The sequence below is a fragment of the Candidatus Baltobacteraceae bacterium genome (assembly GCA_036488875.1).
Classification (GTDB): domain Bacteria; phylum Vulcanimicrobiota; class Vulcanimicrobiia; order Vulcanimicrobiales; family Vulcanimicrobiaceae; genus JAFAHZ01.
The window spans coordinates 203,507-218,154 of record DASXGW010000003.1; the positions used below are offsets into that span (position 1 = coordinate 203,507).

Sequence of the window (14,648 nt, forward strand, 5' to 3'; positions counted from 1 at the left end):
TCCGCCCGATGTCATCCTGAGCGTAGCGCCCGAAGGGCGCGAAGTCGAAGGGCAGGCGCCTCGCAGGCGAATGCTTTGTATCAACCTATTGACACAAAGCTTCGGTTTGTATTAGGGTGTTAATACAATAAGATCTGCCATGAAAAGGAGACTCGATGGTCGGCACGGCCGCTCATTTTGACCTATCGCCTGTGGTCGCCGCCGGTTTGCTCGCGATAGGCGCCTTGGAAGTACTGTCGCCGCAATCGTTCACCGATGTCGGCGCAACGTTTAGGAGGCGCAGCGCGATCTCGATTCCGAGACGCAGGCGCGCTTGTGGCATGTATTGGAGGCGCGTTCGGGCGCGCAACGCATGAGCCTGAATGCGTTCCGCCTCGTCGGCATCTTTACCATACTCGTGGCGGCCAGCGTTTTTATTCCGCGTGTTCCGATGGTGCTGCCGTACGCCGGCGCTTGCTTCGCGATGGCCGTTGCGATCGTACTCACGTATTCGCGATGGAACTCACCGTTGACGAACGAATTCGGCGCACTCGCGTCAACGGACTCTGCGTGCTCGCGATCGCTCCGATTTTTGCGCTGTTCAGCCTCATGCATTGGGGACTGCCGCACACGGAGTACTTCGTTTGGCTGTACGTGGCGGCCATGGTAACGTTTCCGGTAGCACTGACGTTCAATCTGCGCCTGCAATATCGGCGTCTCGTCGTAGCGTGAGCCAACAGTTCATCGTCGTCGACGAGGCCGCGGAAGCTCCGCCGTACCGGCAAATCGTCGACCAGTTAGTATCCGCCATCGAACGGGGCGATTTAAAGCCGGGAGCGCCCCTTCCGACGGTGCGACAGCTGGCCGGCGATCTCGGCATCGCGCCCAACACGGTAGCGCGCGCGTATGCGGAGTTACAGGAGTCCGGCTGGCTCGTGAGCGACGGCCGCCGCGGCACGCACGTAGCCGACGACGCGCCAAAGCGCGATCGCACCGAACGAGCTCGCGCGTTACGCGACACCGTCACGAAGTTCGTGGAGACGCTGCGTCAGCGCGGCTTCACGTCGCAAGAAGTCTCGATAGCCCTTCGCCAGGCCGAGGGCGACACCTAACGCGGGAACCGGACGATAATGGCGGAACGTTTCTCAGGTATGCTTCGCCCCACGCCCGCCGGATTCGCTGCGCTGCTGCTTGGCTTGCTTACAGCGTGCTCCTCGGCGCCGACCGCGGTTCCGGCTCCCGGCGGTCCGGCTTTGGTGACGTCCCCAACATCGAGCGCCGCTGCGTACCTGTACATCGCGAGCAAAGGCCCAACGCAGTCGAAACAAAAGGGCATGACGACGGCCTTCCGTGTGGGTCAACCGACGGCGTTGCGAATTGCACGGGATACCGTACATCCCGCCGGTATCGCTGTGGACCACGACGGCAACGTCTACGTTATCGCAGAGGGCTCGTTGTACGTCTACGCGCCGGGCCTATCGTATTTGATTCGCACTGTCCCCGGAGCATTCAAGAATTCTTTGCAAACTCCGATCGTCATCGATGCGCAGAATGACGTGTATTTTGTCGCGTCGGACGGCATTGGAGCGGCCGGCATAGTCGAATACTCGGAGGGTGCTGTAACCCTGCTTCGCACGATTCCGGTGTTACCGTATGACTTCGGATCTCCCGAAGCCATCGCCGTGGATCGATCGTCTAATCTTTACGTCGCAAGTAACGAGATACAGGTTTACGGCCCAACGGGGACCAGCCCCATCGAGACGATTCCCGCGTCTAACGCAGACGCGATAGCCGTCGATTCGGCGGGGCACGTCTACGCGGATGTTTGTCCGCAAGGCAGCGGCGGCATCGATGTATACTCCCCAACGGGTGTATTGATTCGCAGCAAACCTGGGTGTTCGTATTTCCTGTCACTGGATCAAAACGATTATCTCTATGCGGGATACCAAGGAGCATGGCGCGATCTCGACGGCGCCGTAGCCGTTTACAAGCCCTACAGCTTTACGTTGTTCCGCTCAGTGAATCAGGGGATCCACCGCATTCGTGCCATGATCGTGGATCCGCAGGGAGACCTCTACGTCGCCAATGGGCGCGGCGGTACCGGCAGCGGAAACGTCGTCATGTATCCGCCAGGAAAGGGCATCCCCGCGTGGACGGCCAGCGGCGGTGGGCGCAACGGCGTGACATATCCGTCCGGTTTGGCTGTCTGGCAGCCTTAGTGCGTGACGAATTTATCTGCGATCGGCTGAATGATCGAAACCACTAACTGGCCCACGACCGAAAGAAACTGCAGCACCTTCGAGATGGTATCACGACGACACGGCGTCTTGACGAGTCCCTTGCCCAAGCGGTGAGTCAAAGCAGAAGGCAATAAACAATCCCGCCGCTGCGGCTAATAGCGGTGCGCCTGACGTGAGATTCCAGATCCAGCCGTTGCCGCCGTTGACTTGCGCGGTCGTGATTTCGAAGAACGCGGTAAACAGCAGCGGAACCAGCGCGCCGAGCGTGTAGAAGGCAATGCCGCTGCGGGCTTTCTCGCCAAGCACGGCGACGACGACGTCAGCTACCAATCCGGCAACGAAACCCCCAATTGCGTAGACGTAGAAGTCGCTTTGCAGCGCCATCGCAAGCGCGTACGCGCCGAACATCAAGGCGAACGTGCCGAACGGTACGCGGAATCGGCGAAGCAGCGCGAGCATCGCGCCGGCCAGAACGGCGGCTTCGAGAATCATCGCCGTCATGGCAAGGGATTTTCCCATACCGGTGCGCGTCGGATCGCGCCGGCCTTGCGCGACGAATAGCAGCGTTCCATCCGGATTCCAGGCGGCATCTTGAACGTCCATACCGGAAAACTGCGACACGTCGCGCGCGTGCGCGCCGTGGAAGTCGCTCACCCAGAGTTGCTCCGCGCCGAGGTCGTTATTGAGGAACGCGATCGAACGCCCGTCGCGCGACACGGCGGGGCTGCCGTCACTCTTGGGAACGATGCTGCGCGAGTCTTTGCCGTCGGGCGAACCGATGCGAATCGATCCGTCGCCGGACGCGAAAACGATCCCATGTTTGGTCCACACCGGCGTGCTGCCGTTGGCGGTGAAGGGGAGCCAGTGCGTCGAGCCGCTTGCAACGTCGACGACGGCGATCATACCAATCGTACCGTTTCGCGATCCATATGCGATCGAACGGCCGTCGGGTGACCACGAAAGCTGCGAGATCGTCGTGGTCTGCGCCAAGACGTCGCGCGCGTTGCGGCCGTCAGGTGAGATCAGGCGAATGTCGAAATCACCGGAACTTTCAGCTGGCATCGAGACGTAGGCAATCGACTTCCCGTCCGGCGACCACACCGGCTGCGTGTCGTGACGTCCGGAATGCGTGATTGCAGCACCGTGCGCACCGTCAGCATCGGCCACGTAGATGTCGCTCGGCGGCAGCGAGTCGGGATTTTGATAGCGATTGACGCGATAGACGACGTGCTTACCGTCGGGCGCAACGTCAACGGTCTCGAGATCGAGCTTCGGCGGCAGGGCAAGACGCGTCAGGTCGCCGTTGCGTTCCAGGCGATACAAACTCGGATACACGTTATCGCCCGTTCCTGGCTTCATCGTTAGCGGCGTGAAGCCGTCCTCGATGGGCTGCGCATACGCCAAGAAGAAACTGAGATTGACGAGCAACGCCCATGCGGAAATCACCGCCGGGCCCACGGTCTTCCAGCCCGATGCGTCGCGACCGTACTGCGCGGCGATCGAAAGCAGCGGTCCGCTCGTGATCATTCCGCCGGCAACCGCGAGCACGAGATGCGACGGGCTGATCAGCAGCGCGATGCCGGTTTCGATGCCGAACATCGTGTGCCACCACGCGTCGAACCCGCCGCCCACGACAAAGAGCACGACGCCGAGCGCCGCGACCCAATAGCCCGGCGGCAGCGCGTTGCGGAAGGTGTAACCTCGGCGCAATCCCACGATGCCGGCGGCTAACAGCACCAGGCCGTTAATGGCCATGGCTCCGTAGAGCACGGCATGCCAGGGTGTCAGAAACGACTGATCGACTTCCCCATGCGCGTGTGCCCATCCGTCGATGAGGGGGCCGCAGATCATGAGGAAGGCCAGGAAGGCCATGAACCAGTCGAAAGCCAGGGACGATTGCGCTCGCTCGTGCTGCATGGCCCCCTTTTTCACTTAGCCGCTGTTGACAACCCGCCGTTCGCGTGGTTCGATAGCCGTCACCGTGAAAAACGTTCGCGCGTACGCTTACTGGTATTCTTTCAGCGGCCTCGGAGGCCGGTGACGGGTAGGCGTTTGCGCGAAGCACGAGCAGCTGAACGTGAGCCCCCGCCGACCGGCGGGGGCTCATTCTTTTTTCCATCGAAGAGACGACGCGGAGCATAGACATGACGATTGCGGTATACCAAGGGGTCGACGGAGCCTACTCACAGCTGGTGATTGCGCACTACCTGCGCGAAGCCGGCCTCGATGCGACGACGGTGGGCGTGCCGAGTTATCGCGAAATGGCGACGACAGTCGCCAGCTTGCGCGCCGACGTGGGAGTGATTCCGATCGAAAACGCGATCGGCGGCACGGTGCGTGAAGGCTACGATCTGCTTGCGGAGTTCAATCTCGCCCCAATCGCCGAAGTGCATTGGCGCACCGATCATCGTTTGCTCGGCGTTCCTGGTGCCGAACTACGCGACGTTCGCGAAGTTCTCGCGCATCCGCTAGTCATCGCCGAATGCGGCCGCTTCTTAGGCGGCCTCGAACAAGCGCGCGCGATTCCGTGCGAAGATACGGGCGTGGCGGCGCGCGAAGTCGCACGCGGTGGAAATCCCGCGGTTGCCGCACTGGCGCCGCCGGCCGCCGGCGTGACGTACGATCTCGTCGAGCTAGCCGCCAACTGCACCGACGATCCCAACACGTACTCGCGTTTTTTGATCGTGCGCTCGCGACACGTCAACGGCGATCATCCGCTGTCGTCGCATCCGCAGAGTAAGCACCGCAAGACGTCGCTCATCTTCGGCGTGGAAGAGAAGACCGGATCGCTCGCCCGCTGCTTGACGATTCTGGCCGAGCGCAACATCAACGGCGACAAGCTGGAATCGAAGCCGTACCTCGGACACGGTACCGAGCGCATCTTTTATATCGATTTCGACGGCGACGTCGACGACGCCAACGTCGCCAGCGCTATCGCCGAGCTCAAGCGCTGCTGCAGAACGGTGACGGTGCTGGGCAGTTATGACGCGCACGCCGGTGCGCCGATCGGCGCGAACGAACATCCGCCTGCCGCGGCAGCGGTTGCAGCGGCCCTGCACGCGCGTCGCATCGAGCCGATTAACGTCCCCGCCGAGACGCCTTTTCCGCGCGTTTCGCGGATCTCGCGGCCTGAAGGCACCGCTTTACGCTTTGGGAACGTCCGCGTCGCCGACGGCGAGTTCGTGATCGTCGCGGGACCGTGCTCGATCGAATCGCGCGAACAGATTCTCGAGACGGCCAAGTCGGTCAAAGCGCACGGCGCGATGATGCTGCGCGGCGGTGCGTTCAAGCCGCGCACGAGTCCATATGCGTTTCAAGGCCTCGGATGGGAAGGCGTTGCGCTGCTGGCCGAAGCGGGCCGCGCCACGGGTTTGCCGACGGTTAGCGAAGTCATGACGATCGATCAGGTCGAGCGCATGGCCGAGCAGATCGACGTGCTGCAGATCGGCGCGCGCAACATGCAGAACTTCGACTTGCTCAAAGCGGTCGGACGCGCCGGCCGCCCGGTATTGCTCAAGCGCGGGCTCTCGGCGACCATCGACGAACTGCTCGCCGCCGCCGAATACGTGCTCTCGGAAGGCAATCCCAACGTGATTCTCTGCGAACGCGGCATCCGCACGTTCGAGCCCGCCACGCGCAACACGCTCGATCTGTCGGCCGTTCCGGTGCTGCGCGAGCGTTCGCATCTGCCGGTCTTCGTCGATCCGAGTCACGGCGTCGGCGTGCGCCGCTGGATCGGTCCGCTCTGCCGCGCAGCGAAAGCCGTCGGTGCGCACGGCCTCTTGATCGAAGTGCATCCCAATCCGCCCGAAGCCAAGAGCGACAAGGATCAAGCGCTAACGTTCGCCGATTTTGCGGGGATCGTTACCGAACTCGACCGCATCCCGATCTCCAGTCATCAACTGCACGCCAACGGCGCGCTCACGTGAGTGAGGACGTGCCGTGGCGCGTTCGCGGCATTCGCGGTGCGATTTCGGTCGAACGCGACGAGGCCGAGGCGATCGTTACGGCGACCAAGCGTCTGCTCGGCGAGATGGTCGCGCGCAACGATGTGGAGCTCGACGATATCGCGTCGGTGCTCTTTAGCCTCACGCCCGATCTTCATGCCGGCTTTCCGGCGCTTGCCGCGCGCGAGATGGGCTGGGTGCACGTGCCGATGCTGCACTTCGCCGAAATCGACGTTCCCGGTGCGCTCGCCCATTGCATTCGCGTGCTGATGCACGTGAACACCACGCGCGCGCTCGAAGCGATCGAACACGTCTACCTCGACAAAGCGGCGGCGCTTCGACCGGACCTCGCTAAACGCGCGGCGCAACTCAGATGAAAGAGAACGTTCTCGGTATCCTCGGGACCGGGCTGATCGGCGGTTCGATCGGTATGCGGATTCGGCGCAACGGCGGCTTCGTCGTCGGCTACGACCCCGACGCCGGCGCGCTCGCACAAGCGATCGAGGTCGGGGCGATCGACATGGCGGCAACGCGCGACGAACTGTACGCGCAGGCCGGCGCGGTCGTCGTCGCGGCACACGTCGACGATACGATCGCCGAACTCGAACGCCTCAGGAACGAACGCGCCATTCGCGCGACGCTCGTTATCGACGTCGCCTCGGTCAAGCGCGCGATTGTCGATGCGGCCGGCTGCCTTCCCAACTTCGTGGCGACGCACCCGATGGCCGGTCGCGAGAAGAGCGGCGTGCGCGCGGCTCGCGCTGATCTCTTCGAAGCAAAGACGTGGGCGTACGTTCCCAGCGGCGATCCTCGTCTCGATTCACGGGCGCGCGCGTTCATCGCGTCGCTCGGCTCTGCGCCGCTAGCGATCGACGCCAACGAACACGATCGCATAGCTGCGCTTACCTCGCACGCGATTCAGGTTTTGGCGTGGGCTTACGCCGAGCGTGCTCGCGAGCTCAACCCTGAGCTCGTCTATGCCTTGTCGGGAACTGCCGCGCGCGAATTATTGCGCCTGGGAGAGTCTGATCGGCAGATGTGGCGCGAGATCCTCAGCGCGAACGCCGAAAACGTCGAGCCCGTCTTGCGAGCGCTGGCCTTATCGTGCGATCGAGTTGAGCGCACGCTTTAGGCGCGCGTTGGCGTCGGCGGCCACGTGCTCGAGCGATCGGTTCCGGACCGTTTGCACGATGAGATTGGCGTCGATCGCCGAAACGATGACGCGTCCGTCGATCTCCTGAACGACCACGTTGCAGGGGACCAAGAGACCGAGCTGGGGTTCGACCGAGAGCGCGGCCCGGGCGAGCTGAGCGTTGCAGACGCCCAGGATCCGATACGGGCGGAACGTCTCGCCGAGCTTCTTTTGTAGGGAGGCTTGGATGTCGAAGTCGGTCACGACCGCGAACCCCTCGGCCTCCAGCGCGCGGATGGTCGCCTCGACGGCACCTTCGAATGGAAGGCTGACGTCGACGACCCGGCCGTAGGCGATATCGGTGGCTGCGCTCATCGCGGTTCCCCCAGGATATACTAGTTCTTGCCCAATCTGCGTTTGACTGCGTCCGAACGCCCTGATATACTGCCGTGGCGGTCCAGCCTAGGGTCCCGACGCGGTGTCGGGGGTGCTCCTGGGGTTGCCCCTAAAACTTCCTCAGCGGCAAGCTCGCGTAAGCGAGCGCAGTCCTGAGCGTAGGGCCATAGGCCCGGAGTCGAAGGGGATGTCGACCGCTTTTTAGCGTGCCACCGTGTTTGAGAGGAAGCTAGGCTTTGCCTACTATTAATCAGCTGGTTCGCCGGGGTCGCGAAAAGACCGAGCAAAAGGTCAAGACGCGTGCGTTCCGCGTGATCCTCACCGGACCCAAACCGGGCCATCCGGACTTGCCGACCCGTAACTTCGAAGTCGCGGGGAACCCGCAGCGCCGCGGCGTCTGCACGCAAGTCAAGACGGTTACGCCTAAGAAGCCGAACTCGGCGCTGCGTAAAGTCGCCCGCGTCCGGTTGACCAACGGCGAGGAAGTAACGGCGTACATCCCGGGCATCGGCCACAACCTGCAGGAGCACTCGGTCGTGCTCGTGCGCGGCGGCCGTGTGAAAGATTTGCCGGGCGTTCGCTATCACATCATTCGCGGCACGCTCGATACGGCCGGCGCCGCCAACCGCAAACAAGGTCGCTCCAAATACGGCGCTAAGCGCGAGAAGAAGAAGTAAGTAGATGCCACGCAAAGGTCCCGCTCCCAAGCGACAGATTCTGCCCGACGGCAAGTTCAATTCGAAAGTGCTCGCGCGCTTCATCAATAAGGTGATGCTGCGCGGCAAGAAGTCGACCGCCGAGCATATCACCTACGGCGCGCTCGATATCATTGCCGAGAAGACCGGACGCGATCCGATGGACATCTTCTCGCAAGCGTTATCCAACGCGATGCCGCTGGTCGAAGTCCGTCCGCGGCGCGTGGGCGGTGCGACCTACCAAGTTCCTATGGAAGTGCGCCCCGATCGCCGCCAGGCGATGGCGATGCGCTGGCTGATCGCTTTCGCGCGCTCTCGCGCCGGCCGCTCGATGGAAGAAAAACTCGCCAACGAGCTGCTCGACGCATCCAATAACACCGGCGCGACGATCAAGAAGCGCGAAGATACGCACAAGATGGCGGAGGCGAACAAAGCGTTCGCTCACTACCGCTGGTAAGACTTTAAAGACAAGCTACAGACAAAAACCATGGCAACGAGAGAATATCCGCTCGAACGGACGCGGAACATCGGCATTGCCGCGCACATCGACGCGGGCAAGACCACGTGTACCGAACGCATCCTTTTTTACACCGGCCGCGTGCACAAGATCGGCGAAGTGCACGACGGCGCCGCGACGATGGACTGGATGGTCCAAGAGCAGGAGCGCGGCATCACGATTACGTCGGCCGCGACCGCGACGACGTGGCGCGACACGCGTATCAACATCATCGATACGCCCGGCCACGTCGACTTTACCGTTGAGGTCGAACGCTCGCTGCGCGTGCTCGACGGTCTCGTCGCGCTGTTCGACTCGGTTGCCGCCGTGCAGCCGCAGTCGGAGACCGTCTGGCGCCAAGCCAACAAATATAAAGTTCCGCGCATCATCTTCGTCAACAAGATGGACCGCATGGGCGCCGACTTTTTCAACGTCGTTGAAAAGATTCGCGAACGCCTCGGCGGCAACGCCGTCCCGGTCCAAGTGCCGATCGGTGCCGAAGACAACTTCAAGGGCATCGTCGATCTCTTCACGATGAAGAAGGTCGTCTACACCGACGATCTCGGCTCGACGATGGAGCAAGAAGACGTCGAGGGCGAGCTCAAGGATGTCGCCATGAAGTGGCGACAGAATCTCGTCGAAGCTATCGCCGAGCAGGACGACGAGCTGCTCGAGATGTTCTTCGAAGGCAAAGATCTGCCCATCGATCGCATGAAGACGGCGTTGCGCAAGGCGTGTATCGCCGGCACCGTGCTGCCGATGCTCTGCGGTTCCGCGTTTAAGAACAAGGGCGTGCAGCCGCTGCTCGACGCCGTCGTCGACTACATGCCGTCGCCGATCGACGCAAAGAAGATCGTCGGTAAGGATCCCAAGAGCGGTGAAGAGATCGTCCGCCAGCCCAGCGACAACGAACCGTTTTGCGCGCTCGGCTTCAAGATTGCTACCGATCCCTATGGCAACCTGACGTATTTCCGCGTCTATTCCGGCGTGCTCGAAAAGGGCAGCTACGTGCTGAACTCGCGCACCGGGCGCAAGGAGCGTATCGGCCGCATTCTGCGCATGCACGCCAATCATCGCGAAGACATCGATTCGATCGGCGCAGGCGACATCGCCGCAGCGGTCGGTCTGGCCGACACGCGCACCGGCGACACGCTCTGCGACGAGAAGCACCCGATCACGCTCGAGTCGATCACGTTCCCGGAGCCGGTCATCTCGCAAGCCATCGAACCGAAGACCAAAGGCGATCAGGACAAGCTGGGTACCGCGCTAACGCGCTTGGCGCAAGAAGACCCGACCTTCCGCATGCGCACCGACGAGGAGACCCAGCAAACGATTATCGCCGGGATGGGCGAGCTGCATCTCGAGATCATTCTCGACCGTCTGCGCCGCGAGTTCAAGGTCGAGGCCAACGTCGGTAAACCGCAAGTGGCGTACAAAGAAGCGATCACGAAAACGGTCGAAAAACAAGGCAAGTTCATTCGTCAATCGGGCGGTAAAGGACAATACGGAGACATTTGGCTCAAGGTCGAACCGCAAGAACCCGGTACGGGATTTATCTTCGAATGGAAGATCGTCGGCGGTAGGGTTCCCAAGGAATACTCCAAGGCCGTGCAAGAGGGCATTCGCGAGTCGGCGCAGAGCGGCGTGCTCGCCGGATTCCCGGTGCTCGACTTCAAGGTGACGGCGTTCGACGGTTCATACCACGACGTCGACTCGTCGGAAATGGCCTTTAAGATCGCCGCGTCGATGGGCTGGAAGGAAGCCAATCGCGCTGCCGGTCCGATTCTGCTCGAGCCGATCATGAAAGTCGAAGTGACGACGCCCAAGGACTACTACGGGGCGATCACCGGCGATCTCAATCGTCGCCGCGGAATCATTATGGGAACGGAAGAAGCGCCGGGCGGCGCTCAGGTCATCACGGCAAACGTTCCACTTTCAGAGATGTTCGGTTACGCCACCGACATGCGGTCGGCGACGCAAGGCCGCGCGACGTACACGATGGAGTTCGCGCACTACGAGAAAGCGCCACGTTCGATCGAAGAAGAGATCGTCGCCAAGTCGACCGGCGCGAAGAAATCCGCATAACGGCGTCGACCTCATCCAAATGCACGAACGGCGCTTCGCAAGAGGCGCCGTTTCCCTTGTGCAGACGCTCCAAGGCAAGCAGGCGGGCGCAGGATACCTTTCGAACCGAAGTAAACCTGTCGACCTATTAACGTCGCGTGTACGGAACGGGAGCGACTAAATGCACGGCCGTCTTTTTATATTGGTTAGTGCCGGCGCGCTCGCCATTGCGGCGGGATGTTCGGGCTATTCCTCACCCCTGACGCCTTCTATCGCTGGCGACTCATCGTACGCGCAACCGAATGGCCTAAGCGGCACCAACGTCATCAAGAACGGCAGCTTCAGTCAGAAGCTGAAGTTTTGGGTGAGTTGCGGGAGTCTGAAGGTCAAGGTTTCCTCGCAACATCCGCATAGCAAGAAGTTTGCCGCACTTACCGGCTCGCCGACGGCAACCTCGGGATGGAAACACGGTTTGTCGGCCATTTGTCAGCAGGTAACGGTTCCCGTGGGCGGCGTGTTGAGTGCGTATCTCTACGGCCGGACGAACGTAAAGTCCGTAAAGACGGGCTACATGGAGGTCGGGATTGCGGCCGCTCTTAGCAAGACGGGATCTCCGAACGTGACCGTTCTTGCGAAACAGGCACTCAACAACAAGACGTGGTCACCGTTCAACTGGGATCTGAGCAAGTACGCCGGCCAAAAACTGTACGTGCTTTTTGGCGTAGACCGACGCGGAGCGAGCACCGCCAAACAGTACGCGTCGCTCTTCATCGACGACGTCGCGCTTGCGGCTTCGAGCACGACGCCATCGCCAAGTCCAAGCCCGAGTCGGACACCGGGAGCGCTTAGCGTTACCGTTACATGCAACCAGGCCGGCGACGTCTGCAGCGACGGCAGCGAATCGACCAACGGCGTCGCACAACTCTATGCAATCGGCGATACCGCGTCGCTCGTGCCGTCTGAAAGCCATCCCTCGCCGTTTACGCTGTTAAGCGACACGTGCAACAAGACCGACGATTCGTCGGCCGCCGGCAACTGGGCGACGTTCTCACCCGGCCTTGGCAAGTCCGGCAGTGCGTTCACGGTGACGGCTCAAAACGCTGGTACGAGCACGCATCCCGCAACATGCCATGCCGTCATCAGCGACGCGATCGACCAAAAAGTCACGATCGACATTGCGGTGACTACCGATGGCGTCGGGATCAACCTCAAAACGCACAAGCAGCGGAGGCCGTAGCCGGTGAAACAATCGAAACTTGCAGCCGTCGCCTGCATAACGGCTCTTCTCGTCGGCTGCTCGGCCGGGAACTCGTTGCCGATCGCCGGGACGAACCAAACTGCGCCGGATGTGAATCAAACGGCGCCGGGTGCGAACCAGCGTCCCGTAAGGCACCGTCACAAGGGGACGCTCACGATCCGGATTCGCATTCCGCGTCACCGGCATCACCGCCGCCGGGCAAGGTACGTATCGCCTTCCACCCTCGGTGCGACGCTGGCTTTCACGGGTGCACAGAGTCTGACGGTTTCGATCGGGTTGACGCCCGGCGCGAATCCGAACGGGTGCTCGACGCATTTGGGCACCACGACCTGCACGATTACGGTGAAGCTGCTCGTCGGGAGTTACACCGGAACGATCTCAACGTACGATGAGGCGCCCGTCGGCGGCAGCATTCCGGTTGCCGCAAAACTGCTTTCGACGGCGGCGGACTTGCCGATTACTATTCAGCTCGGCGTCGCAAATAGCGCGAACTTTACACTCGACGGCGTCGTTGCCTCGCTCGCAGTTTCCGGATTGCCGAGCGGAACGCTGGGAACGGCATTCGGTTCGCCGCAAACGTTCACAGTCGTCGCAAGAGATGCCGACGCCAACATTATCACCGGCACGTACGACAATTCGGTAACGCTCTCCGACGGCGACGGAAGCGGTCATACCGCAGTTGCAACATCAGGTACGGATGGGCCGCCGGCCGGCAAGCTGTTGAGTTCCAGCGATTCAGCGACGCTGAGTTACGACGGCAACACCTCGCTGCTCTCCGCTGCCATCGGTGCGGCCGCGAGCGGCGCAACGGGCGGCAATGCGACGTTCATGCCGGCGCCGGTGTTAACGTCGATCACGGTCAATAGCGGTACGATTGGGGGCACCGCGAGCGAGACAGCCACCGGCGTGTTCGCGGCGGGGGCAACGACGCTGGCTGGAACCGGACTCGTGGCAGTCCCGGGAACCGTAACGGCGACATCGTCGCAAATCACGGCGACGGTGCTGATCGATCCGCATACGGCGACGAACGGAACGACGAGTTTGACCGCGGTCACATCGGCGGGAGGCACCAGTAGCGGAAAGACCTTTACGGTCTCCGGTACCGGCGTCGACATCGTGACCATCGGGACCGACACAAAGGCTTCCGATTCCAACGGCGTCGTCGGGAACGGTTCAGGATCCGCCGGCGATCTCCGTTACACGATGCGTAACGCAGCAGCCGGCGATACGATCGTCTTCGACACCGTCGACATGTGCGGCGCGGCCGACGGAACCGGAGCGTGTACGATTACGCTGGCCGGCCCGCTTCCACCAATCGTGCAAAACCAGACGATCGACGGCAGCTATTTCTTAGGCGGTAGTCCGCGCGTGACGATTGACGGTAACTCTGCGTATCGCGCTTTTTGGACCGACAGCGGTACGGTCACTCTGCAGAACCTGCAGATTCAAAACGTCAAAGCCCAAGGCGGCGCCGGCGCGTACGGATTGAGCGGCGGTGGAGGTGGTGCGGGTCTCGGGGGCGGCCTCTTCGTCAACACTGCAGCGGTGAACGTAACGAACGCTTATTTTCTCACTTGTGCTGCCGTCGGTGGTGGCGGCGGCGGGACGCCGGCGGCCGGCGTGGGGAGCGGCGGCGGCGGCGGCGGTCTCGGGGGCCCCGGCAGTGGCGATCTCGGCCTGAGTAATTTGCAATCGATCCCCGGCGGGGGCGGCGGCGGCGTGCTGGGGGCCGGGTCAGCCCCGAGCATCGGCCAAGGTGGTAACGGCGGAGTCGGCGGCGGCGGCGGCGGAGGCCAAATTAATTACTCCAGTGGCCCCATCTTTGCCGGGGGAACCGGTGGCGCAGCTTATGCCGGCAATACCGCCGGGAGCGCGTACTCCACGATCAACGGCGGAGCCGGCGGATTCGGCGGCGGCGGCGGCGGCGGTGGTTACGGCGATAGCTTTCCGGCCGGTGCAGGGGGGATCGGCGGATTCGGCGCCGGCGGTGGCGGTGGCGGTTATCCGTTTGGGACGACCGGAGGTGCCGGGGCAAACGGTGGCGCGGGTGGCGGCGGAGGCGGCGCCGCGTCCGTGGCCGGTTCGGGCGGCGCGTTAGCAACGATTAGCGGCGGCAACGGATCGGCGTCGTCAGGATACGGCTTCGGTGGCGGCGGCGCGGCCGCCGGACCGGCAATCTTTGTGAACACCGGAACGCTGACGACGACGAACAGTGGTTCATCGAGCTGCACGACCGCTACGGCGGGAGCTGCGGGCGGAAGCGGAGCGACGGGCGGCGGTACCGATACGACGCCGGTCTACAATAACGGCGGAACCGTGAACGGGAGCGGGACGACGGGCGGCATCTCGGGAGCGCTCGGAAGCAGCACTCCGTCACTACGCGTGCGTCATCCACTTAGCGTGCGTCATCGTCGCAAGGTGGTACGTTAATCATCGACGGG

The 14,648-nt window shown here is 62.4% G+C and carries 13 protein-coding genes; 11 read left to right on the forward strand and 2 right to left on the reverse strand.

Features of this window, described 5'->3' with window-relative positions; translation table 11 throughout:
* The first annotated feature begins 495 nt into the window (after window positions 1-495).
* From VGG89_05305 to VGG89_05315, 3 genes are read left to right on the forward strand one after another with little or no spacing between them, the layout of a single operon-like run.
* The gene (locus VGG89_05305; GenBank protein ID HEY1975935.1) at window positions 496-711 is read left to right on the forward strand and encodes a hypothetical protein; all 216 of its coding nucleotides are present in this window, start codon (window positions 496-498) and stop codon (window positions 709-711) included.
* Entirely contained in the window at window positions 708-1,091 is a 384-nt protein-coding gene (locus VGG89_05310; protein ID HEY1975936.1) for a GntR family transcriptional regulator, read from the forward strand. Before VGG89_05305 ends, VGG89_05310 begins: the two co-directional genes overlap by 4 nt.
* Window positions 1,092-1,130: 39 nt before the next feature.
* Window positions 1,131-2,198, forward strand: a complete 1,068-nt coding sequence (locus VGG89_05315) for a hypothetical protein (protein ID HEY1975937.1) — start codon at window positions 1,131-1,133, stop codon at window positions 2,196-2,198.
* A gap of 90 nt (window positions 2,199-2,288) precedes the next feature.
* Here the strand turns inward: VGG89_05315 and VGG89_05320 are convergent, their stop codons facing one another.
* The gene (locus VGG89_05320) at window positions 2,289-4,136 is read right to left on the reverse strand and encodes a hypothetical protein (protein ID HEY1975938.1); all 1,848 of its coding nucleotides are present in this window, start codon (window positions 4,134-4,136) and stop codon (window positions 2,289-2,291) included.
* 227 nt (window positions 4,137-4,363) lie between these two features.
* Between VGG89_05320 and aroF the strand changes: the two genes are divergently transcribed.
* Genes aroF through VGG89_05335 form a run of 3 tightly spaced genes read left to right on the forward strand, consistent with a single transcriptional unit; the run spans window position 4,364 to window position 7,298 of the window.
* Window positions 4,364-6,148, forward strand: coding sequence for a 3-deoxy-7-phosphoheptulonate synthase (gene aroF / locus VGG89_05325; GenBank protein HEY1975939.1), 1,785 nt, complete (start codon window positions 4,364-4,366; stop codon window positions 6,146-6,148).
* The gene (gene aroH, locus VGG89_05330) at window positions 6,145-6,543 is read left to right on the forward strand and encodes a chorismate mutase (protein HEY1975940.1); all 399 of its coding nucleotides are present in this window, start codon (window positions 6,145-6,147) and stop codon (window positions 6,541-6,543) included. The genes aroF and aroH overlap by 4 nt, the downstream gene beginning before the upstream one ends.
* A complete protein-coding gene (locus VGG89_05335; GenBank protein HEY1975941.1) occupies window positions 6,540-7,298 on the forward strand; it encodes a prephenate dehydrogenase/arogenate dehydrogenase family protein in 759 nt (252 codons plus the stop codon). The genes aroH and VGG89_05335 overlap by 4 nt, the downstream gene beginning before the upstream one ends.
* On the opposite strand, the gene VGG89_05340 is transcribed toward VGG89_05335, so the two are convergent.
* On the reverse strand, window positions 7,266-7,673 hold the full coding sequence (locus VGG89_05340; protein ID HEY1975942.1) for a DUF302 domain-containing protein: 408 nt from the start codon (window positions 7,671-7,673) through the stop codon (window positions 7,266-7,268). The two genes, VGG89_05335 and VGG89_05340, sit on opposite strands and share 33 nt — an antisense overlap.
* A 257-nt stretch (window positions 7,674-7,930) precedes the next feature.
* On the opposite strand from VGG89_05340, the gene rpsL reads away from it, so the two are divergent.
* The 5 genes from rpsL to VGG89_05365 all read left to right on the forward strand — a co-directional run bounded on the left by rpsL (window position 7,931) and on the right by VGG89_05365 (window position 14,637).
* Window positions 7,931-8,371, forward strand: coding sequence for a 30S ribosomal protein S12 (gene rpsL, locus VGG89_05345; protein HEY1975943.1), 441 nt, complete (start codon window positions 7,931-7,933; stop codon window positions 8,369-8,371).
* 4 nt (window positions 8,372-8,375) lie between these two features.
* Window positions 8,376-8,846: a 30S ribosomal protein S7 gene (gene rpsG / locus VGG89_05350; protein ID HEY1975944.1), complete on the forward strand. Its 471-nt coding sequence runs from the start codon at window positions 8,376-8,378 to the stop codon at window positions 8,844-8,846.
* 30 nt (window positions 8,847-8,876) lie between these two features.
* A complete protein-coding gene (gene fusA, locus VGG89_05355; protein ID HEY1975945.1) occupies window positions 8,877-10,970 on the forward strand; it encodes an elongation factor G in 2,094 nt (697 codons plus the stop codon).
* A gap of 160 nt (window positions 10,971-11,130) precedes the next feature.
* Window positions 11,131-12,186: a hypothetical protein gene (locus tag VGG89_05360; GenBank protein HEY1975946.1), complete on the forward strand. Its 1,056-nt coding sequence runs from the start codon at window positions 11,131-11,133 to the stop codon at window positions 12,184-12,186.
* A gap of 3 nt (window positions 12,187-12,189) precedes the next feature.
* Window positions 12,190-14,637: a hypothetical protein gene (locus VGG89_05365; protein HEY1975947.1), complete on the forward strand. Its 2,448-nt coding sequence runs from the start codon at window positions 12,190-12,192 to the stop codon at window positions 14,635-14,637.
* Window positions 14,638-14,648: the final 11 nt, after the last annotated feature.

What these genes read in the sequence shown, in the direction of transcription:
- VGG89_05320 (HEY1975938.1), bottom strand. Translation starts at nt 4,136, where the DNA reads ATGCAGCACGAGCGAGCGCAATCGTCCCTGGCTTTCGACTGGTTCATG.
- VGG89_05305 (HEY1975935.1), top strand. Translation starts at nt 496, where the DNA reads ATGGAACTCACCGTTGACGAACGAATTCGGCGCACTCGCGTCAACGGA.
- fusA (HEY1975945.1), top strand. Translation starts at nt 8,877, where the DNA reads ATGGCAACGAGAGAATATCCGCTCGAACGGACGCGGAACATCGGCATT.
- aroF (HEY1975939.1), top strand. Translation starts at nt 4,364, where the DNA reads ATGACGATTGCGGTATACCAAGGGGTCGACGGAGCCTACTCACAGCTG.
- VGG89_05360 (HEY1975946.1), top strand. Translation starts at nt 11,131, where the DNA reads ATGCACGGCCGTCTTTTTATATTGGTTAGTGCCGGCGCGCTCGCCATT.
- VGG89_05340 (HEY1975942.1), bottom strand. Translation starts at nt 7,673, where the DNA reads ATGAGCGCAGCCACCGATATCGCCTACGGCCGGGTCGTCGACGTCAGC.
- VGG89_05315 (HEY1975937.1), top strand. Translation starts at nt 1,131, where the DNA reads ATGCTTCGCCCCACGCCCGCCGGATTCGCTGCGCTGCTGCTTGGCTTG.
- rpsG (HEY1975944.1), top strand. Translation starts at nt 8,376, where the DNA reads ATGCCACGCAAAGGTCCCGCTCCCAAGCGACAGATTCTGCCCGACGGC.
- VGG89_05335 (HEY1975941.1), top strand. Translation starts at nt 6,540, where the DNA reads ATGAAAGAGAACGTTCTCGGTATCCTCGGGACCGGGCTGATCGGCGGT.